Origin of the sequence: Amnibacterium kyonggiense, assembly GCF_004364555.1 — a bacterium.
In the GTDB taxonomy this organism is placed as follows: Bacteria; Actinomycetota; Actinomycetes; order Actinomycetales; family Microbacteriaceae; genus Amnibacterium; species Amnibacterium kyonggiense.
Map to the genome: position 1 here is coordinate 492,986 of NZ_SOAM01000001.1, position 21,900 is coordinate 514,885.

A 21,900-nucleotide genomic window follows, 5' to 3' on the forward strand; every position below is an offset into this window, starting at 1 on the left:
GGGCCGACGGCGGTGGAGGGACCTCCGCTCCGCCCTCGGCTCACTCGAGGACGGAGTAGGTCCAGATCGCCTGCAGCGACTGCAGCCGCGCCGCGCCCCGCTTCCAGGCGTGCCGGATCGTGACCCGCTCGAAGCTTCGCGGCAGGACGGTGGGGTTCGTGGTGTGCACCCCGTCGCGGAGCCGGAGGACCTTCCGGTGTCCGTCGTTGCTGAACACGAGCTTCGCCGTCCCCCGGACGACCGCCACGGTCCGGGTCGCGATGGTCACGCGGCCGAGGCGGTACGCACCGATGAGCCGCTTCGGCAGCTCGGCGGAGGTCGCCTCCGCTCCCACGTCGGTGCGGATCATGAGGGTCCGTCGCGCCAGGCGCTCGGGCATGACGCGGACCGTCGTCGTCCCGCTCCGGTCCGTGCCGTCGGGCGCCGTCGCGGCCACGTGCAGCGTGTACAGCCCGGGCCGGACCGCCGACTTCACGCGACCGTTCCAGCTGAGGACGGAGCCCGTCCCGTGCAGGGCCCAGGTCTTCACGGTGCGGCCGGCGTGCGTGAGCACCGCCCGGCCGTCGAGCGGGATGCAGCCGCCGGCCTCGCCCGCCCCCCACACGGAGAACCGGACGACGTCGAGGTACCCGTCCTTCACCGGGTAGACCATCGCGCTGCTGCGGCGGATGGCGACGCGCGTCGACGCCGGAGTCGGCGCCGACCCGGTCGACGAGGTCGAGACGGCCCGACCGTCGGTCGGATCGGTCGGCGCGGAGCCGGCCGGCACGACATCGACGGGCGCCGAGGGCGCCGAGGTCGGCACCGGGCGGGTCGTGTCGACGGGCGCGGCGGTGGCGGCGCCGCCGGTCTGCCCGGTCGTCGCGCAGCCGAGCAGCCCGATCGTGAGCCGGCTGCCGGAGAGGACGACGCCGCCCGGCAGGTCGCCCGTCGTCGTGCTGCAGGCGTCGGCCGGCTCGGCGGCATGCGCCGGGGCGGCGACGAGGACGCCGCCCGCGGCGACGAGCAGCGCGCACACGGCGGCCGTGGCGGCGCGCGCGGCGCCCCGCCGCGCGGTGTCCGGCTGTGCGGTCATGGCATCCCCCAGGTGCGACGACTCCCCCCGAAGCCGTCCGCAGCAGGAGGATCCCGACGGATCGTCGACGGGGGAAGCGCCCGTGCACGCATCGTCGTGCCGCCGTGCGCCGGTCGAGGTCGATGCCCCCGCTCTGGGGCCGGGGAGGGGGACTCAGACGAGGTCGATGCGGAGGACGTTCGTCTCCCGGCGCCGGAACCCGGCCGACTCGTAGAGCGCGATGGCGGCGACGCGGGAGGGGCGACTGGTCAGCTCCAGCGACCGCAGCCGCGCCTCCCTGGCCAGCTCGACGAGTCGTGCCACGAGCGCGCGCCCCGCGCCGCGTCCCCGGGCGGCCTCGTCCACGACGACGTCCTCCACGTGGCCGCGGAGCCCGCTCGGCGACGGCGCGACGACGAGCGTCGCCATCCCGAGGACCTCCCCCTCCTCCTCGGCGAGCAGCAGCGTGCAGGACTCCTCGCGCACCACCCGCTCGACCAGCGCCGGGTCGAAGACGGCGGAGGCGGACAGCTGCCCGAGCAGCCGCTCGACCGCGATCAGCACGCGCTCATCGGCGGCCGCGGCGGTCGTGACCTCGATCATGCAGCCACCGTACGCGGCGCTCGCCGCGGGCGGCTCCGGGGCCGCCGTGGCATGTCGCCGGGCCCCGAGCACGCCGCGGCGGTACCGTCGGCTCGCTTCCGCGGGTCCCGGCCCGCGCGGTGCCCGAGGGGGAGGTGCGCATGCGAGCAGCGGTCACGACGCCGAGCGGCCGCCGGCGTGCGGCTCGCGCGCCGATGCGCACCCGGCGCCGGGTGCTCAGCGTGCTCGCCGTCCTGGTCTGCGCCGGGATCGCGCTCGTCAGCGTCACGGATCCGTACGCCGGCGCGACCGCCGCGACCTTCTACCGGCAGCCGGTGCTCGCGAAGCACGAGGCGGTGCAGCGGTTCCGGATCCAGGGCGGCTGGGTGCTCGTCACGATGCGGCGCGACCACTACACGGCGGAGGTCGTCGGCACGAGCGGGGTCGCCGTGCCGAGCGGGCCCGTCGCGCCCGCGTCCGTCTCGCAGGCCTACGCGGCGGGTCTCGTCGCCGGCCGCGGCTGGGCCGCCGGCGAGTTCGGCTGCCTCGTCGGGCTGTGGAACCGCGAGTCGGGCTGGAACTCCCGCGCGGCGAACCCGAGTGGCGCCTACGGCATCCCGCAGGCGCTCCCGGGCAGCAAGATGGGGCCCGGCTGGCAGACCGACTACAAGGTGCAGGTACGCTGGGGCATCGGGTACATCGCGGCTCGCTACGGCAGCCCGTGCGGCGCCCTCGCGCACTCGAACGCCGTCGGCTCCTACTGACCGGGATCGCTCAGGCCGCGAGCCGGAACGTGGTCGCGAATCGGTCGAGCAGGGCGGCGTCGCCGTGCAGCAGCGCCACGGCGCCCGTCTCGATCGCGGTCCGCGGCGCGAGGTCGCCGGAGACGATCCGGAGCAGCGCCGGCCCGGCGGCGAACGCGAGGTCGGCCCGGCCGGTGCCGCCGCCGACGTCGAGCAGGCGGCCGTCGACCCGGATGAACAGGTCGGCCGAGTCGATCCGCGCCGAGTAGGAGGTCGCCGGCAGGCCCGCCGCGACGTCCTCCCGGAACGCCGTGCGCAGATCGATCGCCATGGAGGCGGGGGTCACGATCTGCTCGTCCCGTGGATCGCCCATCGCCTGCAGCCCCCACGCGCCGAGCGCGAGGACGACCGGCTCGAGCCCGCGGCCGAACGGCGTGAGCTCGTACACGATCACCCGCGACCGCGGCGCGCGACGCAGGATGCCGGCGGCCTGCAGCTCCTTCAGCCGTGCCGCGAGGATGTTGGTCGGGATGCGGGGCAGCCCCGCCGCCAGCTCGCCGTAGCGTCGCGGACCGGTGAGCAGGTCGCGGACGATGAGCAGCGCCCAGCGCTCGCCGACGAGCTCGACCGCCCGCGCGAGGCCCGAGTACTGCCCGTAGTCGCGGGCCGCCACCCGCGCTAGCCCTGCCGGCTCTCGAAGGCCGCGGGGCCCTCCGCCGCGGCCTTCGGGTCCATCCAGCCGAAGTCGACCGGGTTCCCGTCCGGGTCCGCGAGGCCGCGCTGGTACATGAAGCCGAAGTCCTGGGGCTCGCCGACCTCCCGGCCGCCCGCGGCGACGCCGGCCGCCACCGCGGCGTCGACCTCCTCGCGGCTGCCCACGAAGAAGGCCGTCGCCGCCGTCGGACTGACCGCGGGGTCGCCGAGCGGAAGGGCGGTCATGGTCTGCATGAACTCGCGGGTCTCGATCATGAGGTAGCTGTGGTCCTCCTCGATCACGACGCAGGCCGCGTTGTGGTCGGTGAAGAGCGGGTTGATCCGGAAACCGAGCGCCTCGTAGAACGCCTTCGAGCGCTCCAGGTCGGTCACCGGCAGGTTGACGAACACGATGGCCATGGCGGCCTCCTTCTGGGATGTGGACGCCGTTCACACTTGCAAAAGACAAGTGCGGCGTCAAGAGGGCGCCGGAGGCGATCCTGCTCAGCGGGTCGGTGCGCGCCGTCGCGGCGCGGCCGACCGCGGCGGGATCGATCGCATGTGCGCGCGCACGCGGTCGAGGACGGACGCCAGCGCCTCGACGTCGTCGTCCGACAGCGGGTCGAGGAGCAGCTCGCGGAGCACGGCGATGTGCCCCGGGAAGACCGTCGCGAGCACCGCGCGGCCCGCGTCCGTGATGGTGACGACGACGCTGCGCTCGTCCTCCTGCGACGGGGCGCGGGTGACGAGGCCGGCCTGCTCCAGCAGCCCGACCTGGTAGGTGAGTCCGCTCCGGCTGTAGACGACGCCGTCGGCGAGGTCGGTCATGCGCCGCCGGCCCGACGGGGCGTCGCCGAGCGTCGCGAGCAGCTGGAACTGCACGTAGCTGAGGCCGCCGGACTCCTTCAGCTGCTGCTCGACCGTGTGCCTGAGGAGGCTGCTCACCTCGATCAGCGCGAAGTAGGCGTCGAGCTGCACGGGGTCGAGAGGGCGGTCGTCGCTCATGGAGTCAGTCTAGTTGCTTCGAATTCGCAGCAGTGCTACGGTCGGCTCACTGCTTCGAATTCGAAGCACAATGAGACCGAGTCCAGGAGGACCCCATGCAGGCCATCAGGTTCCACGCGTACGGCGACCCGTCCGTGCTGCAGCTCGAGGACGTCGCGAAGCCGACGCCGAGGGAGGGCGAGGTGCTCGTCCGAGTCGCCGCGACCTCGTTCAACGGGATCGACGCCGGGATCCGCGGCGGCGGGATGCAGGGCCCGTTCCCCGTCGCGCTGCCCCACATCCCCGGCATCGACGTCGCCGGCACCGTGGAGGCCCTCGGCGACGGCGTCACCGGCTTCGAGGTCGGGCAGCGGGTCGTCGGCTTCCTGCCGATGGTCGCGGACGGCGCCGCCGCGGAGTTCGCCGTCGCGCCAACGGCGGTGCTCACCGCAGCGCCGGAGCGGATCCCGCTCGCGGACGCCGCCGCGCTCCCCGCCGTGGGCCTCACCGCGTGGCAGGCGCTGTTCGACCACGCCGGGCTGCGGGCGGGTCAGCGCGTGCTCGTGAACGGCGCGGGCGGCGCGGTCGGCGCCTACGCCGTGCAGCTCGCGAAGCGCGCCGGGGCCCGGGTGATCGCGACGGCGAGCGCGCGCAGCCGCGACCGCGTCCTCGCGTCGGGCGCGGACGAGGTCGTCGACCACACGACGGACGCGCTCGCGGACGCGGTGACGGAGCCGGTCGACGTCGTCGTGCAGCTCGCGCCGATCGACCCGGAGGCGTTCGCGGCCCTCGTGCCGCTCGTCGCCGACGGCGGCGTCATCGTGAGCACGACCGTGTGGATGCCGGCGCCGTCCGACAAGGCGCGCGGCGTCCGGGGCGTCGACCTGTTCGTCCGGAGCGACGCGGTGCAGCTCGCGGAGCTCGTCGCGCTCGTGGACGCCGGGGAGCTGCGCGTCGACGTGGCCGAGCGGGTGCCGCTCGCCGACCTGCGGAGCGTGCACGAGCGGGCGGCCGCCGGCGGCGTCTCGGGCAAGGTCGTCGTCCTCGCGCCGAGCGCCTGAGCGGTGCGCGGTGCAGCGGGTCGCTCCCCGTGCGGTGCGCAGGGGAGCGGCTCGCGCTACGCCCGCCGACCGTAGACGCGGAGTGCGGTCCCCCGGAGGACCGCGTCCCGATCCGCGGGCGATCCGGCCAGCTCCCCGACGAAGGCGAACCAGTCGTCGTACGGGACGGCGTCGGGCGTCGCGGCCGACACCGGGAAGTCGCTGCCGGCCATGGACCGGTCCGGCCCGAACGCCTCGAGCGCCGCGGTCACGAAGGGCCGCGCCTGCTCGAGCAGCGGGCCCGGCGCGGCCTCCAGCGCGAGCCCGGACAGCTTGACGGACGTCCGGGGCAGCGCCGCGAGCTCCCGGATCGCGCCGTGCCAGGCCTCGGCGACGGGCGTGCCCCAGCCCGCCGCGACCGGCGGCTTGCCGAGGTGGTCGAGCACGAGCTCGCCATCCGGCGCCGCGCGACGCAGGGCGATCAGCGCCGGCAGCTGGCCGTGCCGGACGCAGGCGTCGAACGTCAGCCCGGCCTCGGCGACCCGGCGCAGTCCCGCCGCGAGCGCGGTCGATCGCAGCAGGTCGTCGGGCTCGTCCTGCAGGAGTCGTCGGATCCCTGTGACCTCCGGCACGGTTCCGAGCTGCTCGAGCACGCTCGGCAGCCGGTCGACGTCGTCCACCGGTGCGAAGGCCACGACGGCGCCGCCCGGTCCCCACGAGCGGACGTGCTCGGCCGCCCAGGTCGCTTCCGCCACCCCCTGGTCGGCGACGCAGTCCGCCTGCACGAACACCAGTGCGGCCGCCGAGTCCGAACGGCGGCGGAGGTCCTCCGGGGTGAAGCGGAACGGCAGCCCGTCCGCTTCCTCGAGCCACGGGTACCGGAACGTCGCCCGATCCCAGAAGTGGATGTGCGCGTCGATGAATCGACCGGTGTGCTCCATGCGTCCCCTCCCGGGCCGCCTCGTCGCAGCCGTCCGGGCAGGATTCTGCCCGAAGAGGTCGGATGACTGACGGCAGACGTCGCAGGAGAGAGCCGTGGCGGCTCGTCCTCCGCGGCCGCAGGCGCGATAGTGGAGGTCGAACCGGTCCGGGCCGCGGCCTCCGCAGCACGAGTCGCATCGTCGATGCGGGGAATGGAGTTCCATCCATGAGTGCATCGCTCGAGCTGCGCGGGCTCGTCGCCCCGGAGAGCCAGCAGCGTCCGGCGGACACGTTCATGCGCGAGATCGCGGACTCGATCATCTCCGGCCGGTACGCCGAAGGGGAGGTGCTGCCGCCCGAGGCGGTGCTCGGCGGGTACTTCCGGGTCAGCCGCACGATCATCCGCGAGTCGATGAAGCGGCTCGAGGAGAAGGGCCTGGTCGCGATCCAGCAGGGTCGGGGCACCCTCGTGCAGCCGCACGCCCGGTGGAACGTGCTCGACCCCCTCGTGCTGTCCGCGGTGATCGCGCACGACGAGCAGCTGCACACGCTCGACGAGCTCACGCTCGTCCGCGGGGCCCTCGAGAGCGTGATGGCGGGCCAGGCGGCACGGCGCGCCTCGGCCGCCGAGCGGGAGGAGCTGCGCGCCGCGCTCGAGGAGATGCGCGAGGCGGAGGGCGACTACACCCGCTTCCGCGACGCCGACGCCGACTTCCACCGCATCGTCATGCGGCTCTCCGGCAACTTCCTCGCCGGCAACATCGCGGACACGCTCTACAGCCGGGCCCGGGAGTTCTCCCGGTTCGAGGGGCACCCGCCCGCCGACGCGTCGCAGCGCACGCTGGCTCAGCACCGCGCCGTGTACGAGGCCGTCGCCGCCGGCGACGAGGAGGCCGCACGGGCGGCCATGAACGAGCACATCGTCGACGCCTGGCGCCGTCGGAGCGGCACCGCGGGCTGATCCGGCGGCCTCCCGGATCTCACTTCGGTAACACCCCGCCTGCTGAGTGGCGTAAAGGTCATATGTATGATCTGCTACGTCCACCGCGCAGACGCGCAGTCGTCAATGACGTCGACAGATGAAGGAACAGATGAACCCCTCCTCCGCGCGCCGCATCGGGCGGCGCATCGGCATGGTCGGCATCGCCGCCGCGGCCGTCGTGGCCACCCTCACCGGGTGCTCCACGAAGGCGCAGAGCGGATCGAACGGCCAGTACGGATTCGATGAGGCGGCCCAGTCCAAGGGCAGCACCATCACGGTCTGGGTGGACGCCACCCGCGCTCCTGCGGTCAAGGCGTTCGAGCAGGCGAACCCGTCGATCAAGGTCAAGACCGTCACCTACGACGGCTCGTCCAACGGCTCGAACTCGTTCAAGACGAAGATGGGCCTGTTCGACCGCTCGGGCAGCGGCTGGCCCGACGTCGTGTTCTCCTCGCAGAACAACGACGCCTCGTGGGCGAGCCAGAAGACGGCCGGCAAGCAGCCGTTCGCCGCCGTGCTCGACAAGGGCCTCGTGCCGCAGTCGACGCTGTCGAACTTCACCAAGGGCTCGCTCGACGTCTGCACGGTCGACGGCAAGGTGTACTGCCTGCGGAACGACCTCGCGCAGAACGTGCTCTGGTACAACAAGACGCTGCTGACGAAGTTCGGCTACTCGCTCCCCACGACGTGGGAGGAGTACCAGCAGCTCGGCGCGAAGGTCGCGAAGGACCACCCCGGCTACATCATCGGCTCGGTGGGCGACCCGTGGCCCGAGATCTACATGGCCGGCAGCAAGTGCGGCGCGAACGAGGTCACCGGCGCCCGCACCATGAGCGTCGACACCGAGTCGACCGAGTGCAAGCGCGCGACCGACCTGATCGACGCCGGCGTCGCGAACAAGTCCCTGTCGACGCTCAGCGTCTTCAGCCCGGACTTCGTGAAGAAGTACTCCGGCAAGGTGCTCATGATGCCCGGCCCGGTGTGGTTCTCCGGCGCGATCTTCAACAACGCGCAGTCGCTGAACGTCCCCAAGGGCCAGCTCGGCGTCGCGAACCCGCTGCCGTGGGGCAGCGACCAGGCCGTGACCGGCAACGTCGGCGGCGGCACCTGGTTCATCTCGAGCCACTCGAAGAACCTCGCCGCGGCGACGAAGTTCGCGCAGTACGTCACGACCGCCGACGCCTACCAGGTCGACCAGGCGCCGGGCTACCCGGCGTACGCTCCGGCCGCCACGAAGTGGCTCGCGAAGCAGTCCTCGAGCGGCTACTACGCGACCGACCTGTCGGCCGTCACCACGGCCGCCGGTGAGGTGTGGTCCGGCTGGGGCTCCCCCGCGTTCTCGCAGGAGGCCATCTGGGCCAAGGTGATGTCCCCGCTCATCACGAGCGGCAAGTCGACCACGTCGAACCTCGCCGCCTGGGGCACGGAGATCAAGAACCAGGCGCAGGTGAACGGGTACACCGTCAAGTGACGACCCCCGCAGCTGCACCGCTCGCCGCCGGCCCGGCCCTCTCGGGCCGGCGGCGAGCCGGCCGGCGGACCCGCGCCCGCTCCATCGGGCCCGTGTTCATCGCGCCGTACGTCCTCTTCACCGTCGCCTTCGGGCTGGCGCCCGCGATCTACGCCCTCGTGCTGGCGTTCACCGATGGGAACGGCGCGTTCGCCGGGTTCGCGAACTTCGCGAAGGTGATCGGCGACTACCGCTTCTTCGCGGACGTGGGCCACGTCGCCCTCTACCTCGTGATCTGGCTCGTCAGCCTGCTCGTGCTCGTCGTGCTGCTGGCGCTGCTCGTGCACGGGATCCGCTCGCGCCGGGTCAGCGCCGTCTTCCGGCTGCTGTACTACATCCCCGGAGCGCTGGCCGGCGCATCGAGCGTGCTGCTCTGGCTGTTCGTCCTCGACCCCTCGGCGAGCCCCGTCGCGCCGCTGCTCCAGGCCCTCGGGTTCCAGAGCTTCAACCAGTCGATCGCCCCGGCGAACCTGCCGGCGATCTTCGCGATCATCGCGTTCTGGACCGGTGCGGGCGGCTGGATCGTGGTCCTGTTCGGCGCCCTGAACAACATCTCGATCGACGTCATGGAGGCCGCACGGCTCGACGGCGCGAACGCCGTGCAGATCGCCACCCGCATCCAGCTGCCGCTGATGCGGAAGTGGATCGCCTACATGTCGGTGCTCTCACTCGCGGCGGGCACCCAGCTCTTCGTCGAGCCGACGCTGCTCTCGCAGGCGAGCAACGCCGTCGTCCCGAACGACTACTCGCTCAATCAGCTCGCCTACCAGTACGCCTTCGCGCAGAACGACTTCAACGGGGCCTCCGCGATCGCGGTGCTGCTGCTGATCGTCTCGATCGCGCTGTCCGCCCTGTTCGTGTGGCGCGGTGGGCTCTTCTCGACGGAGGACGCATGACGACCACGGCTTCGACCACAGCCGGGACCCGGCGCCGCTCGGCCGGGCTCGGCATCGCCGGCTGGAGCGGCCGCGGCATCGCCGGCGTCGTCCTCGTGGTCTTCGCGCTGTTCTTCATCACCCCGCTCGTGTGGGTGCTGTTCGCCGTCACGAAGAGCGGCGGGGAGCTGAACCGGCTCGGCCCGTTCGCCGTCGGCTCGTTCTCGTCGTTCGCCGCGAACTGGAACCAGCTGTTCTCGTTCCAGGGCGGCGCCGTCTACACGTGGTTCGGCAACTCCGTCCTCTACGCGGTCGGGGCGCTCGTGCTCACGCTCGTGATCTCGATCCCCGCGGGCTACGCGCTCGCCCTCACCGAGTTCCGGGGGCGGCGGGTCCTGCTCGTGCTGACGCTCGTCGTCATGCTCATGCCGAGCACGGCGCTCGTGCTGCCCGTGTTCCTCGAGATGAACGCGCTGGGCCTCGTCGGCACCGCGCTCAGCGTCATCCTGCCGTTCTCGTTCTACCCGTTCGGCGTGTACCTGGCCTTCATCTACTTCTCGACGTCGATCCCCGACTCGCTCCTGGCGGCGGCACGGCTCGACGGGGCGAACGAGCTGCAGGTCTTCTTCCGCGTCGCCCTGCCGCTCGCCGCGCCGGTCGTCGCACTCGTCGGGTTCTTCTCGTTCACGCAGAACTGGAACAACTACTTCCTGCCGTTCGTGATGCTGCCCTCGAGCGACAGCTATCCGCTGCAGGTCGGTCTGTCGACGCTGCTGTCGTCGACGCCGGCGTTCAACCCCAGCTCGGCGGGCTCCGAGTCCGTCCAGCTGCCCACCCTGGCGCTCGGCACCGTCGTGTCGGTGCTGCCCATCCTGATCGTGTTCCTCTTCTCCCAGCGCTTCCTCGTCGAGGGCATGACTGCGGGCGGGACGAAGGAATGACGGACCGCACCGACGCGAGGACCATCGCATGAAGATCACCGGCTATCGCATCCTCTCCACCCAGCACGAGTGGCACCGCCCGGTCGGCGATGTGAACGGCGTCAGCGAGGGCACCAGGACGGCCGTGCACGTGCTCGTCCTCACGACCGACGAGGGCATCGAGGGCGTCGGCCTCACGGCGACCTCGCTCGCGGACGTCGAACGGGTCTTCCCCGCGATCGACGGCGAGGACCCCCGCAGCGTGACCGGGCTCTACGACCGCATGCTCGCGTGGGTGTTCAAGACCGGTCACGCCGGCACCGTGTTCGCGGCCATCGGCGCGATCGACCTCGCGCTCTGGGACATCAAGGCGAAGGCCGCGGGCGAGCCGCTCTGGCGGCTGCTCGGCGGCCGTTCGCGCTTCGTGCCCGGCTACGCGTCGGGGCTCGAGTTCGGGCTCACGGACGAGGAGCTGCACGGGCTCTACTCCCGGTTCGCCGACGCGGGCTTCTCGCAGGCGAAGATCAAGGGCGGTCGCGTGCTCGCGAACGACGTCCGCCGGCTGCGGATCGCGGAGGACGTGATGCGGCGGAACTCCGCCGACCCGGCCCTCATGTTCGACGCGAACGAGTCGTGGCACCGCTCCCAGGCGGTGCGGCACATCCGGCGCATCGAGGACGAGGTCGACCTCACGTGGGTCGAGGAGCCGCTCCGGCGCTGGGACGCGGCGGGGCTCGCGGACGTCCGGCGCAGCGTCGCCGCCGGCGTCGCGACGGGCGAGAACCTCACCGGCCTCGAGCAGTACCGGCCGCTGCTCGCGGCCGACGCCGTCGACGTCGTCCAGTTCAACGCCTCGTGGGGGATCACCCACGCCCTCCGGGTCTCCACGCTCGCGCACGGGCAGGACCTCCCGGTCAGCGCCGTGGGCCTCACCGCGGTGACGGCCCATGCGGCGACGGCGATGCCGAACCACCTGACCTCCGAGGTGCAGGACCTCGGTCAGCCGCTCGGCGTCTCGATCGACCAGCGGATCGAGGACGGCGGCATCGTCCTCGGTGACGAGCCCGGCGCGGGCATCGCGGTCGACGAGGCGTTCATCCTCGGGCTCGCGCCCGCGGCAGGATGGACGCGGGCGAGCGGTCCGCACGTGCGGCCCGCCCGCGCGGGCCTCCGGCTCGTGCCCGAGGACACCGCTCCGGCGGTCGTCGAGACGCTGGAGGCGCGGCGATGAGCGAGGGGGAGCGCCCGGTGCGGCGCGTCTGCCAGATGACGCGGCTCGCGCCCGGGAAGCGCGAGGAGTACCTCGAGCTGCACGCGGCCGTATGGCCGGCGGTCGAGCAGCGGATCCGCGAGGCGGGCCTGGAGAACTACACGATCTTCGTCCGCGACGACCTGCTCATCGGCTACTACGAGTACCGCGGTGAGGACCTCGACGCGGCGCTGCGGTTCATCGGGGAGGACCCCGAGACGCAGCGGTGGTGGACCTTCACCGACCCGTGCCAGGTCGACCCGGAGCCGAGCAGCCCGGGCGGTCCCTGGCGCGACATGACCGAGGCGTGGCACCTCTCGCCCGAGGGCTGACTCAGCGGGCGACGGGCTCGCCGTCGATCGGCCGGTCGAGATCGCGGCGGAACGGGAGGCCCTCCCAGTCGCCGGGGTGCGTGCAGGCCAGCGCGCCGGCCCGAGCGGCCGTCCGCAGCCGCGCCGCCACCGGGAGGCCGCGCACCCGCTCGGCGAGGTAGCCGGCGACGAACGCGTCGCCGGCGCCGACCGTGTCGACGACGCGGACGGGCACGGCCTCGACGGTGCTGACGACCCCGTCGACGAGGGCGAGCGCGCCCTGCTCCCCGAGCTTCACGACGACCTCCCGCGGGCCGAGCGCGGCGATCCGGCGCGCGGCGTCCTCCGGCCCGTCGGCGTCCGGCACGAGCAGCAGCGCCTCGTCGAGGCCAGCGAACACGACGTCGACCCGCTCCGCGATCGTGCGGTGGACCGTCGCGGCGACCTCCGCGTCCCAGAGCCGGCTCCGGTGGTTGACGTCGTAGGACACCCCGACGGGCGACCACCGCTCGACGGCCGCGCCGACCGTCGCGGCGGCGTCGGGGGAGAGTGCCGGGGTGATGCCCGTCACGTGCAGGTGCGTCACCGCGGCGGCGTCGACCAGATCGAGGTCGTCGGGCACCAGTCGGCTGCCCGCGCTGCCGCGGCGGTGGTAGACGACCTCCGTGCGGCCGGCCGGGTCGGTCTCCTTCAGCAGGAGCCCGGTCGGGGCGGCGGGGTCGAGCACCGCATGGACGTCGACGCCCTCCGCGCGCAGCTCCCGGACGATGCGGCGGCCGAGGCCGTCGTCGCCGACGCGGCCGAGCCAGGCGACCCGCGCACCCAGGCGAGCCAGTCCGATGGCGACATTGGCCTCGGAGCCGCCGGTGCCGATGCGGAGGTGGGAGGCGTGCGCGATCGGCTCGCCGGTGTGCAGGACCCCGAGGGCCTCGCCGAGGGTGAGGACCGTCATCGCGCCACCGCGGCGACGGCCTCGCGGGCGAGCGCGGTGACGCGGCTGAGGTCGCCCGCGATCGCGTCCGCCGGCACCATCCAGCTGCCGCTGACCGCCGCGACGTTCGGCAGGGCCGCGTAGGCGGGCGCGGTCGCGGCGCTCACGCCGCCGCTCGGCACGAAGCGCACCTGCGGGAAGGGGGCGCCGAGGGCCCGGATCAGGTCCGGGCCGCCGAGCAGCCCCGCCGGGAAGAGCTTGAGGTCGTTGCAGCCGGCGGCGAGCGCGCGCTGCACCTCGGAGGCCGTGGCGACGCCGGGCACGGCGACCGCGCCGCGCTCCCGCGTCCGGTCGACGACGGCGTCGTCGAAGCCGGGGGAGACGATCATCCCCGCGCCGGCGTCGACGCAGGCGTCCACCTGCTCCGCGGTCAGCACGGTCCCGGCCGCGACCGTGAAGCCGGGCACCGCGGCCGCCTCGGCGATCGCCGCGAGCCCGGCGGCCGTGCGGAGGGTGATCTCCGCGACCGGCAGGCCGCCCGCGAGCAGCGCCTCGGCGAGCGGCCGCGCGAGCGCAGCGTCGTCGAGCGACACGACCGGCAGCACGCGCACCCGCTCCAGGACCTCGAGCGCCCCGCTCATCGGCCGAGCCACCCGCCGTCGACGGGGAGGATCGCGCCGGTGACGTACGCCGCGGCGGGGGAGGCCAGGAACACGACCGCGCCGCGCAGGTCCGACGCCTCGCCCCACCGGCCGGCGGGGATGCGCTCGAGGATCTGCCGCGACCGGTCGGCGTCCGCCTGCAGCGCCGCGGTGTTGTCGGTGGCGATGTAGCCGGGGGCGATGCCGTTCACCGTCACCCCGCGCCCCGACCACTCGTTCGACAGCGCCCGGATCAGCCCGGCGACCCCCGACTTCGCCGCCGCGTAGCCCGGCACGTTGATGCCGCCCTGGAAGCTGAGGAGGCTCGCGGTGAAGATCACGCGGCCCTCGCCGCGGGCGAGCATGCCGCGCGCGACGAGCTGCGTGAGTACGAACTGGCTGGAGAGGTCGACCTCGAGCACGCGGTCCCAGAGCTCGAGCGGGTGCTCGGCCGCGGGCGCGCGCTCGATCGTCCCGGCGTTGTTGACCAGCACGTCGACGCGGCGCTCGGCGAGCTCCTCGCCGAGCGCGACGACCGCGGCGCGGTCGGCGAAATCGACGGCCCGGGCCTCGAACCGTCGGCCGAGCGCCTCGACCGCCGCGCCGACGGCGCTGCCCTCCGGCTCGATCGTCGCGCTGACCCCGATGACGTCGGCGCCGGCGGCGGCGAGCGCCTCCGCGAACGCGCGTCCGATGCCGCGCTTCGCACCGGTGACGACCGCGAGGCGGCCGGTCAGGTCGAAGAGCCCGGTCACTTCGCGGCGCCCGACTGCACGTCGACGAGTACCTTCATCGCGGCGCCCTGCTCGAGCAGACCGAACGCCTCCTGCACCGCGGTGATCGGCACGACCTTCGTGATGAGCGTGTCGGCCGGGATGTCGCCGTCCGCGATCAGCTGCACCGCGGTCTCGAAGTCCTGTCGCTCGTAGACCCGCGCGCCGATGATCGTCAGCTCGCGCCAGAACAGGCGCTGCAGGTCGATCTCGCGCGGCTGCGGGTGGATCGCGACGACCACGAGGCGGCCCCGGACCTTCGCGAGCGAGGTCGCACCGAGCACCGCCTGCGCGGCGCCCGACACCTCGAACACGACGTCCGCGCCGGCGTCGCCCGTCCACTCGTTCACCCAGGCGACCTGGTCGACCGCGCGCGGGTCGAGCGTGGTGAAGCCGAGCTCCTCGACCTGGGCGCGCCGCTTCGCGTCGACCTCCGCCACGACGACGTCGCCGCCGAAGCGGCGCGCGACCGTCGCGATGAGCAGCCCGATCGGGCCGCCGCCGATCACCACGGCCTTCTCGCCCTCGACGAGGCCGGATCGGCGGACGTCGTGCACGGCGACCGCGACGGGCTCGACGAGCGCGGCGTGATCGAGCCGCACCCCGGCGGGCATCGGCACGACGACCCGCTCGGGCACGGTCCACAGCTCCTGCAGGGAGCCGGGGGAGTCGATGCCGATGAAGTTCAGGTTCTGGCAGATGTGCTGGTTGCCGGCGAGGCAGGCCGGGCAGGTGCCGTCCCAGTCCAGGGGCATCACGGTCACCGCGTCCCCGGGCGCGACCGAGGTGACGTCCGCGCCGACGGACTCGACGGTGCCGCTCATCTCGTGACCGAACGCGAGCGGCGTCGTGACGCGCGTGTCCATGTTGCCGTGGACGACGTGGAGGTCGGTGCCGCAGAGCCCCGTGTAGGCGACGCGGATCCGCACATCGCTCGGCCCCGGTGCGACGGGCTCCGCCTCCCGGGTCTCGACCGTGTGGCCACCGACGTACTGCGCAGTCAGCATCGACGCTCCGTTCTCGAATCCCGATGCGGGAATCACCTGACCTATTATGCTGCGTACCGGTCCGACGTCGACGTCAATGGGGAATTCGACGCGGAGTGATCGGATGTCTGAGATCGGGAGTGGCATGACGCAGCACAGGACGCGGACGGGCCTCGCAGTGCCCGAGCTGGGGTTCGGGACCGCCCAGTTCGGCAACCTCTTCCGCGAGACGTCCGACGAGGACAGCGCCGCTGCGGTCGAGTCGGCCTGGGAGTCGGGCATCCGGTACTTCGACACCGCGCCGCACTACGGACTCGGTCTCTCCGAACGACGCCTGGGTGCCGCGCTCGCCGGGTTGCCCCGAGACGAGTACGTGCTGTCCACGAAGGTGGGGAAGCTGCTCGTCGAGGATGCGAACGGCGTCTCCCGCATGGACGACGAGGGCTTCGTCGTGGAGACGACGCTGCGTCGCCGCTGGGACTACAGCCGCGACGGCGTGCTCCGCTCGCTCGAGGGCAGCCTCGAGCGGCTCGGTGTCGACCGGGTCGACATCGTCTACCTGCACGACCCGGACGACCACTGGGCCGAGGCGTCGACGACCGGCTTCGCGGCGCTCGCCGAGCTTCGCGATCAGGGCGTCGTCGGGGCGATCGGCGCCGGCATGAACCAGTCCGCGATGCTCGCGCGGTTCGTCCGCGAGACGGACGTCGACCTCGTGATGTGCGCCGGCCGCTACACCCTGCTCGAGCAGGGGGCCGAGGACGACCTGCTGCCCGCGGCCCTGGAGCGAGGGGTCGGCGTCGTCGCCGCAGGCGTCTACAACTCCGGTCTCCTCAGTCGTCCGCGACCGCCGGCCGACGCGCAGTACGACTACGCGGACGCTCCGGCGGAGATGCTGGACCGCGCGAATCGCATCGCCGACGTGTGCGAGGCGCACGGGCTGACGCTGCCCGAGGTCGCCACCGTTTTCGCCCGCCGGCACCCCGCCGTCGTGTCGACCGTCCTCGGGCTGCGCACGCCCGAGCAGGTCGCCGGCGCGATCGACCGGTTCGCCGTCGAGGTGCCCGACGCACTCTGGCGCGACCTCGAGTCCGCCGGCCTCCTCCGCCGGACCGCCGCCGCGGAGTCCTGACATGCCGATCATCACCGCCGTCCGCACCGTGGACGTCCGTTTCCCGACCTCGCTGTCGCAGGACGGTTCGGATGCGATGAACAAGGACGGGGACTACTCCGCCGCGTACGTCGTGCTGGAGACGGACGAGGCCGGGGTCGCGGGGTACGGGTTCACGTTCACGATCGGCCGGGGGAACGACCTGTGCTGCCTCGCGGCGGAGCAGCGGGCGGCGCCGCTGGTCGGTCGGGAGGTGGACGAGCTCGTCGGCGACCTCGGGGCGGTCTATCGGGAGCTCGCGTCCGACAGTCAGCTGCGGTGGCTGGGGCCGGAGAAGGGCGTCGTGCACTTGGCCATGGCGGCGGTGATGAACGCGCTGTGGGACCTCGCCGCGCGCCGGGCGGGCAAGCCGTTGTGGCGGCTGCTGGTGGACATGACCCCGGAGCAGCTCGTCGACGCGGCGGATCTCCGATATCTGTCGGATGCGCTGACGCGGGAGGAGGCGATCGCGATCCTGACCGAGCAGGCGCCGACCCGTGCGACGCGGATCGCGGAGCTCGAGGCCGCCGGCGGGTACCCCTGCTACACGACGTCCGCGGGCTGGCTCGGCTACAGCGACGACAAGCTGCGCCGCCTGCTGCAGGAAGCGGTCGACGCCGGGTACCGGCACCTGAAGCTGAAGGTCGGCGCGGACGTCGAGGAGGACGTGCGGCGCCTCACCATCGCCCGCGAGGTCGTCGGCTGGGACGTGGACCTGATGATCGACGCGAACCAGGTGTGGGACGTGCCGCAGGCGATCGAGTGGATGGAGCGGCTCGCACCCTTCAAGCCGCTGTGGATCGAGGAGCCGACCAGCCCCGATGACGTCCTCGGGCATGCCGCGATCCGGAAGGCGGTCGCGCCGATCGGCGTCGCGACGGGGGAGCACGGGATGAACCGGGTGCTGTTCAAGCAGCTGTTCCAGGCCGAGGCGATCGACTTCTGCCAGCTCGACTCCGCCCGCCTCGCGAGCGTCAACGAGATCCTGTCCGTGTACCTGATGGCGAAGAAGTTCGGCGTCCCGGTCTGCCCGCACGCCGGCGGCGTCGGGCTGTGCGAGCTCGTGCAGCACCTGTCGGTGTTCGACTACGTCGCGGTCTCCGGCAGCCTCGAGGGCCGGGTCACGGAGTTCGTCGACCACCTCCACGAGCACTTCGTCGACCCGTGCGTCGTCGAGGACGGGCGGTACGTCCTCCCCTCCGCCCCCGGCTACAGCGCCGAGATGCACGAGGGGTCGCTCGCGGAGTACGCCTACCCCACCGGCTCCTACTGGAGCGGCCGCGCCGCCGGCTGACCGGCCCGCCTCCGCCCCCGGCGACGGAGCACGACAGCAGGGATTCCGGAGCACCACAGCAGGAAGCAGGCGCCTCAGCAGGAAGCGGGGCGCACCTGCTTCCTGCTGAAGCGCCCCGTTCCTGCTGATGTGCTCGAGCGCGTCGGGGTCAGGCGCCCGTCGCCTGCACCGGCCGCGGCCGGAGGTGGCTCATCCCGCCGTCCACGTCGAGCGCGAGGCCGGTCGTGGAGCCGGACCGCGGGCTCGCGAGGTAGAGGATCGCGCCTGCGACCTCCTCCGGCGTGACCATCCGGCCGGTCGCCTGGCGGGCGTCGAGCGCGGCCCGCTCGGCCACCGGGTCGGGGAACCGCTGCAGCATCCGGTCCACGAACGGGGTGGCGACCGTGGCGGGGCAGACGCAGTTTACCCGGATGCCCTCCGCGACGTGGTCGGTCGCCATCGCGTAGGTGAGCGCGAGCACCGCGCCCTTGCTCGCGCTGTAGACCGCCCGCTGGGGGAGGCCGTTCTCCGCGGCGACCGAGCACAGGTTGACGATCGCGGCGTGCGCCGACCGGCGGAGCCACGGCAGCGCTGCGGAGCTCACGCGGGCCATGCCGATCACGTTGACGTCGAGGACCCGCGCCCACTCGGCGTCGTCGTTCTCCTCCACGGTGCCGACCGCGGAGATGCCCGCGTTGTTGACGACGACGTCGATCCCGCCGAGGGCCTCGGCGGCCGCATCGACCGCCCTGCGCACCGCGGCGCGGTCGGTGACGTCGGCCTCGAACGCGAGGAGCCCCTCGGGCACCTCCGTCGTCCGGTCCAGCACGGCGACCCGCGCGCCGGCGTCGCGGAGCGCCAGCGCGGTCGCGAGTCCGATGCCGGAGGCGCCGCCCGTCACGATCGCGCTGATCCCGTCGAACTCGCTGCTCACGACCGCTCCGTCCTGGGAGGTGCCGCTGCTTCGGACCTCGACCGCGGATCATCCTACGAATCGTGATCCGAGGATCAGGCGGGCGGGTACCCCTCCGCATCGTGTGCGTCGGCGTACTCCTCGACGCCGAGGACGTGGACGGACATCCGCACCCGCGCCCGCTCCGGCTCGCCCGCCTCGATCTCGGCGAGCACCGCGCGGTGCTCGCGCTGCGTCTCGGCGTTCGCGTGCTGCTGGGTGATCGCCCGCCAGAGGCGCGCCCGGAGGGTGCGGCCGACGAGCCCGTCGATCAGGGCGGCCAGGGTGGGGCTGCCACTCGCGCGCGCGACCACGGCGTGGAACCTCGTGTCCGCCTCGATGAACGCCTGCGCGTCGAGCGGCTCGCCGGACCGCAGCAGGTCGTCGACGCCCGCGAGGATCGCCCGCAGCTCGACGAGGTGCTCCTCCGTCCGCAGCCGCGCGGCCCGGGCGGCGCTCTCGGCCTCGAGGACGCGGCGGACGCCGAGCAGGTCGTGGGCCTGCTCCTCCCCGCGCAGTTCGGCGAACAGCCCGACCGGCCCGAGCAGCGCCGCGGCGTCGAGCGAGGTGACGTAGGTGCCGTCGCCCTGCCGGGTCTGCAGGACGCCGAGCGTCGCGAGCGCCCGGACGCCTTCGCGGAGCGACCCGCGGGAGACGCCGAGGCGGGCGGCGAGGTCCTTCTCCACGGGGAGCCGGTCGCCGGGGCGCAGCTCGCCGTCGACGATCATCGCCTTCACGCCCTCCACGACCACGTCGGTCTGGGAGCGGGAGGCCGACGGTCGGTCCGGGCCGCGGTCGGTCATCCGATCATCGTAGGGACCGCGGTGCGCCGTCATGCGTCCGCGTCAGCGGCGGCCGTCGCGCCGAGGACTCCGAGCAGCTGCAGCTTCTCGTGGCTCTGGCTGCCGGGCTCGGCCGTGTAGACCATCAGGAGGTGCGACTGGCTCGGGTCGACGAGCGACTGGCAGTCGAGCTCGATCACGCCGACCTCCGGGTGCACGAAGCGCTTGCGCTCGCGCGGCTGCAGCCCCACTTCGTGCCGCGCCCAGAGGTCGCGGAACTCCGCGCTCCGCTCGAGCAGGTCGTCGCACATCCGCCGCGCCTTCGAGTCCGGGCCGCGGAGGGTGACGAGCCCGCGGAGTCCCGAGGCGAACAGGCGGCCGAGGAAGGCGTGGTCCTCCTCGGCGTACTGGGCGCGGGTGCCGGGGTGCGTGAACCACCGGAAGCCGAGGCTGCGCTCGAAGCCCGTGAAGCGCGTGGTGTCGCCGGTGAGCGCGACCCCGAGCGCCGTCTGCCGCAGCGTCTCCCCGAGCTCGGTGACGATCTCCGCGGGCGTGTCCTCGAGGCGGTCGAGCACGCGGAGCAGCCCCGGCCCGATGTGCTCGCTGGTCGTGCCGCGCGTCGGCGGCGTGTGCCCGGCGAGCCGGAACAGGTGGTCCCGCTCGTCGAGGGTGAGGTGGAGCCCCTGCGCGATCGACGCGAGCATCTGCTCGGACGGCTGCGGCCCCCGACCCCGCTCGAGCCGGGCGTAGTAGTCGGTCGACATGTGGCAGAGCACCGCGACCTCCTCGCGTCGCAGCCCGTCGATGCGGCGTCGCTGCCCGCGCGGCAGGCCCACGTCCTGCGGCTGCAGGGTCTCGCGGCGGCGACGGAGGAACGTCGCGAGCCCGTCCCGGTCGATCACGGCGCCTCCTGAGGTCGGTCCGCACAGTTCTACCCGCCCGCGAACAGCCCACCCACGGCCTGCCGATCCCCCCTTCCGGTCCGACGGTGCGAGCAGTGGATCGCCGATCAGCGGATGAGCGAGCCGTGGCCGGGATCCCGCGACGAGGTCACGGTGGACCCACCACCCGAACGAAGGAGCCCTCGTGCCTCGCCGACCCGACATCGACATCCCCGACCTGAGCGGTCAGCGCGCGCTCGTCACCGGCGCGAGCGACGGCATCGGCCTCGTCATCGCGACCCGCCTCGCCCGCGCCGGCGCCGAGGTGCTCCTGCCCGTGCGCAACCGGAGGAAGGGCGAGGCGGCGCTCGCCACGGTCCTCCGCCAGGCGCCCGGAGCGGAGGTCGCGCTGCACGACCTCGACCTCTCGTCCCTCGCCTCGGTGCGGGACCTCGCCGCGCGGCTGCAGGACGAGGGGCGCCCGATCCGCCTCCTCGTGAACAACGCCGGCGTGATGACGCCGCCCTCCCGGCAGACCACCACGGACGGCTTCGAGCTGCAGCTCGGCACGAACCACCTCGGGCACGTCGCGCTCGTCGCCGGTCTCCTCCCGCTGCTGCGCGCGGGCGGGGCGACGGTCACATCGCAGATCAGCGTCGCCGCGAACTCGGGCGCCGTCAACTGGGCGGATCTGAACTGGGAGCGCTCGTACGACGGCATGCGCGCGTACAGCTCGTCGAAGATCGCGTTCGGGCTCTTCGGCCTCGAGCTCCAGCGGCGCAGCGCCGCGCTCGGCTGGGGGATCACGAGCGACCTCGCCCACCCGGGCGTCGCGCCGACCGCGCTCCTCGCGGCCCGTCCCGAGCTCGCGCGCGAGCGCGACACCGTCGGCCGGCGGGTGATCACGGCCATGTCGCGGCGCGGCATCCTCGTCGGCACGGTCGAGTCCGCGGCGCTGCCGGCGCTGTACGCCGCGACCTCGCCGGCCGAGCGCGGCGGCCGGTTCTACGGGCCGAGCGGCCCCGGCCACCTCGGCGGCGCGCCCGCGGAGCAGCGGCTCTACTCGCGGCTCCGGAGCGAGGACGAGGCGCGGCGCGTGTGGGAGCGGTCGGAGCAGCTCATCGGGACCTCGATCGGCGGGTGAGGCGCGCCTCAGTCGAGCGGCACGCCGGCGGTGTGCGCGACCTCCGGCGCCACCGCGATCGGCGCCCGCTCGCGCAGCGCGAGCGCGAGGGCGTCCGACGGCCGGCAGTCGACGGCGCGGCGCCGTGTCCCGTCCTCGATCGTGAGCGCCGCGTGCAGGAGGCCCTCCTGCACCGCGGTGATCGCGACGTCGATGAGCCGGAGGTCGAAGTCGTGGAGGACCCGCTGCAGCAGGTCGATCGTCAGTGGTCGGGCCGACCGGAGCCCGTCGGCGGCGATCTGCACGACCGCGGCCTCGCGATCGCCGACCCAGACGGGCAGGCGGAACCCCGCACCGTCGTGCTGCGCGCTCGAGGCGAGCCAGATGACGCCGCGTCCGTCGCGGAGGTCCACCCGCTCGAACTCCACCGGGATCACCGTCGCTCCTCACCGGGCGACGTGCACCGGCCGCCCGTCGATCGGTGCCCCCGCCGAGAGGGACGAGTCCGGCGGCGGCGTCGCCGTCACAGGGCGGACGGCATTGT

At 73.4% G+C, this 21,900-nt stretch carries 25 protein-coding genes; 11 read left to right on the top strand and 14 right to left on the bottom strand.

All coding sequences use genetic code 11. The annotated features are described in order from the left end of the window. Positions 1-40: 40 nt before the first annotated feature. Both CLV52_RS02585 and CLV52_RS02590 read right to left on the bottom strand, forming a co-directional pair. Positions 41-1,075 carry a hypothetical protein gene (locus CLV52_RS02585; protein WP_133764569.1) on the bottom strand — a complete coding sequence of 345 codons (1,035 nt, stop codon included), beginning with the start codon at positions 1,073-1,075 and terminating at the stop codon, positions 41-43. Positions 1,076-1,228: 153 nt separating this feature from the next. After that, entirely contained in the window at positions 1,229-1,657 is a 429-nt protein-coding gene (locus CLV52_RS02590; protein WP_133764571.1) for a GNAT family N-acetyltransferase, read from the bottom strand. A gap of 140 nt (positions 1,658-1,797) precedes the next feature. Here CLV52_RS02590 and CLV52_RS18645 point away from each other — a divergent pair, with 140 nt between their 5' ends. Continuing rightward, positions 1,798-2,400: an aggregation-promoting factor C-terminal-like domain-containing protein gene (locus tag CLV52_RS18645; protein WP_211342590.1), complete on the top strand. Its 603-nt coding sequence runs from the start codon at positions 1,798-1,800 to the stop codon at positions 2,398-2,400. Between the two features lie 10 nt (positions 2,401-2,410). On the opposite strand, the gene CLV52_RS02600 is transcribed toward CLV52_RS18645, so the two are convergent. From CLV52_RS02600 to CLV52_RS02610, 3 genes are all read right to left on the bottom strand, one after another. Beyond that, the gene (locus CLV52_RS02600) at positions 2,411-3,052 is read right to left on the bottom strand and encodes a winged helix-turn-helix transcriptional regulator (RefSeq protein WP_133764573.1); all 642 of its coding nucleotides are present in this window, start codon (positions 3,050-3,052) and stop codon (positions 2,411-2,413) included. 5 nt (positions 3,053-3,057) lie between these two features. Further along, positions 3,058-3,492 carry a VOC family protein gene (locus CLV52_RS02605; protein WP_133764575.1) on the bottom strand — a complete coding sequence of 145 codons (435 nt, stop codon included), beginning with the start codon at positions 3,490-3,492 and terminating at the stop codon, positions 3,058-3,060. 84 nt (positions 3,493-3,576) lie between these two features. Next, positions 3,577-4,077: a MarR family winged helix-turn-helix transcriptional regulator gene (locus tag CLV52_RS02610; RefSeq protein ID WP_133764577.1), complete on the bottom strand. Its 501-nt coding sequence runs from the start codon at positions 4,075-4,077 to the stop codon at positions 3,577-3,579. 95 nt (positions 4,078-4,172) lie between these two features. Here CLV52_RS02610 and CLV52_RS02615 point away from each other — a divergent pair, with 95 nt between their 5' ends. Continuing rightward, positions 4,173-5,117: an NADP-dependent oxidoreductase gene (locus tag CLV52_RS02615; RefSeq protein ID WP_133764579.1), complete on the top strand. Its 945-nt coding sequence runs from the start codon at positions 4,173-4,175 to the stop codon at positions 5,115-5,117. A gap of 56 nt (positions 5,118-5,173) precedes the next feature. Here the strand turns inward: CLV52_RS02615 and CLV52_RS02620 are convergent, their stop codons facing one another. Then, complete coding sequence (locus tag CLV52_RS02620; protein ID WP_162850682.1) at positions 5,174-6,037, bottom strand: amidohydrolase family protein; 864 nt, start codon at positions 6,035-6,037, stop codon at positions 5,174-5,176. A gap of 206 nt (positions 6,038-6,243) precedes the next feature. Here CLV52_RS02620 and CLV52_RS02625 point away from each other — a divergent pair, with 206 nt between their 5' ends. The 6 genes from CLV52_RS02625 (at position 6,244) to CLV52_RS02650 (ending at position 11,885) form a co-directional block, all read left to right on the top strand. Continuing rightward, entirely contained in the window at positions 6,244-6,978 is a 735-nt protein-coding gene (locus CLV52_RS02625) for a FadR/GntR family transcriptional regulator (RefSeq protein WP_162850683.1), read from the top strand. A 118-nt stretch (positions 6,979-7,096) separates the two neighbouring features. Next, positions 7,097-8,470 carry an ABC transporter substrate-binding protein gene (locus tag CLV52_RS02630; protein ID WP_246017922.1) on the top strand — a complete coding sequence of 458 codons (1,374 nt, stop codon included), beginning with the start codon at positions 7,097-7,099 and terminating at the stop codon, positions 8,468-8,470. Then, complete coding sequence (locus CLV52_RS02635; RefSeq protein ID WP_133764585.1) at positions 8,467-9,405, top strand: carbohydrate ABC transporter permease; 939 nt, start codon at positions 8,467-8,469, stop codon at positions 9,403-9,405. The genes CLV52_RS02630 and CLV52_RS02635 overlap by 4 nt, the downstream gene beginning before the upstream one ends. After that, entirely contained in the window at positions 9,402-10,325 is a 924-nt protein-coding gene (locus CLV52_RS02640) for a carbohydrate ABC transporter permease (protein ID WP_133764587.1), read from the top strand. Before CLV52_RS02635 ends, CLV52_RS02640 begins: the two co-directional genes overlap by 4 nt. Before the next feature lie 28 nt (positions 10,326-10,353). Further along, a complete protein-coding gene (locus CLV52_RS02645) occupies positions 10,354-11,535 on the top strand; it encodes a mandelate racemase/muconate lactonizing enzyme family protein (protein WP_133764590.1) in 1,182 nt (393 codons plus the stop codon). After that, entirely contained in the window at positions 11,532-11,885 is a 354-nt protein-coding gene (locus CLV52_RS02650) for an L-rhamnose mutarotase (RefSeq protein ID WP_246017923.1), read from the top strand. The genes CLV52_RS02645 and CLV52_RS02650 overlap by 4 nt, the downstream gene beginning before the upstream one ends. Position 11,886: 1 nt before the next feature. Here CLV52_RS02650 and CLV52_RS02655 read toward each other — a convergent pair whose 3' ends face one another. From CLV52_RS02655 to CLV52_RS02670, 4 genes are read right to left on the bottom strand one after another with little or no spacing between them, the layout of a single operon-like run. Next, positions 11,887-12,816: a sugar kinase gene (locus tag CLV52_RS02655; RefSeq protein ID WP_133764592.1), complete on the bottom strand. Its 930-nt coding sequence runs from the start codon at positions 12,814-12,816 to the stop codon at positions 11,887-11,889. Then, the gene (locus tag CLV52_RS02660; RefSeq protein WP_133764594.1) at positions 12,813-13,436 is read right to left on the bottom strand and encodes a bifunctional 4-hydroxy-2-oxoglutarate aldolase/2-dehydro-3-deoxy-phosphogluconate aldolase; all 624 of its coding nucleotides are present in this window, start codon (positions 13,434-13,436) and stop codon (positions 12,813-12,815) included. Before CLV52_RS02660 ends, CLV52_RS02655 begins: the two co-directional genes overlap by 4 nt. Further along, complete coding sequence (locus CLV52_RS02665; RefSeq protein ID WP_133764596.1) at positions 13,433-14,191, bottom strand: SDR family oxidoreductase; 759 nt, start codon at positions 14,189-14,191, stop codon at positions 13,433-13,435. The genes CLV52_RS02660 and CLV52_RS02665 overlap by 4 nt, the downstream gene beginning before the upstream one ends. Continuing rightward, positions 14,188-15,216: a zinc-dependent alcohol dehydrogenase gene (locus tag CLV52_RS02670; RefSeq protein WP_133764599.1), complete on the bottom strand. Its 1,029-nt coding sequence runs from the start codon at positions 15,214-15,216 to the stop codon at positions 14,188-14,190. The genes CLV52_RS02665 and CLV52_RS02670 overlap by 4 nt, the downstream gene beginning before the upstream one ends. A gap of 124 nt (positions 15,217-15,340) precedes the next feature. Here CLV52_RS02670 and CLV52_RS02675 point away from each other — a divergent pair, with 124 nt between their 5' ends. Then, the gene (locus CLV52_RS02675) at positions 15,341-16,327 is read left to right on the top strand and encodes an aldo/keto reductase (RefSeq protein ID WP_133764601.1); all 987 of its coding nucleotides are present in this window, start codon (positions 15,341-15,343) and stop codon (positions 16,325-16,327) included. A 1-nt stretch (position 16,328) separates the two neighbouring features. Next, the gene (locus tag CLV52_RS02680; protein WP_133764603.1) at positions 16,329-17,639 is read left to right on the top strand and encodes an L-fuconate dehydratase; all 1,311 of its coding nucleotides are present in this window, start codon (positions 16,329-16,331) and stop codon (positions 17,637-17,639) included. Positions 17,640-17,787: 148 nt separating this feature from the next. On the opposite strand, the gene CLV52_RS02685 is transcribed toward CLV52_RS02680, so the two are convergent. The 3 genes from CLV52_RS02685 to CLV52_RS02695 form a co-directional block, all read right to left on the bottom strand. Continuing rightward, positions 17,788-18,552, bottom strand: coding sequence for an SDR family NAD(P)-dependent oxidoreductase (locus tag CLV52_RS02685; protein WP_133764605.1), 765 nt, complete (start codon positions 18,550-18,552; stop codon positions 17,788-17,790). Positions 18,553-18,626: 74 nt separating this feature from the next. Then, positions 18,627-19,373 carry a FadR/GntR family transcriptional regulator gene (locus tag CLV52_RS02690; protein ID WP_133764607.1) on the bottom strand — a complete coding sequence of 249 codons (747 nt, stop codon included), beginning with the start codon at positions 19,371-19,373 and terminating at the stop codon, positions 18,627-18,629. A 29-nt stretch (positions 19,374-19,402) separates the two neighbouring features. Further along, a complete protein-coding gene (locus CLV52_RS02695; RefSeq protein ID WP_211342591.1) occupies positions 19,403-20,254 on the bottom strand; it encodes a helix-turn-helix transcriptional regulator in 852 nt (283 codons plus the stop codon). Between the two features lie 184 nt (positions 20,255-20,438). On the opposite strand from CLV52_RS02695, the gene CLV52_RS02700 reads away from it, so the two are divergent. Then, positions 20,439-21,377 (top strand): SDR family oxidoreductase, encoded by a 939-nt coding sequence (locus CLV52_RS02700; RefSeq protein WP_133764611.1) that lies wholly within the window; start codon positions 20,439-20,441, stop codon positions 21,375-21,377. Between the two features lie 8 nt (positions 21,378-21,385). Here the strand turns inward: CLV52_RS02700 and CLV52_RS02705 are convergent, their stop codons facing one another. Continuing rightward, positions 21,386-21,793, bottom strand: coding sequence for a bifunctional nuclease family protein (locus tag CLV52_RS02705; protein ID WP_133764613.1), 408 nt, complete (start codon positions 21,791-21,793; stop codon positions 21,386-21,388). Positions 21,794-21,900: the final 107 nt, after the last annotated feature.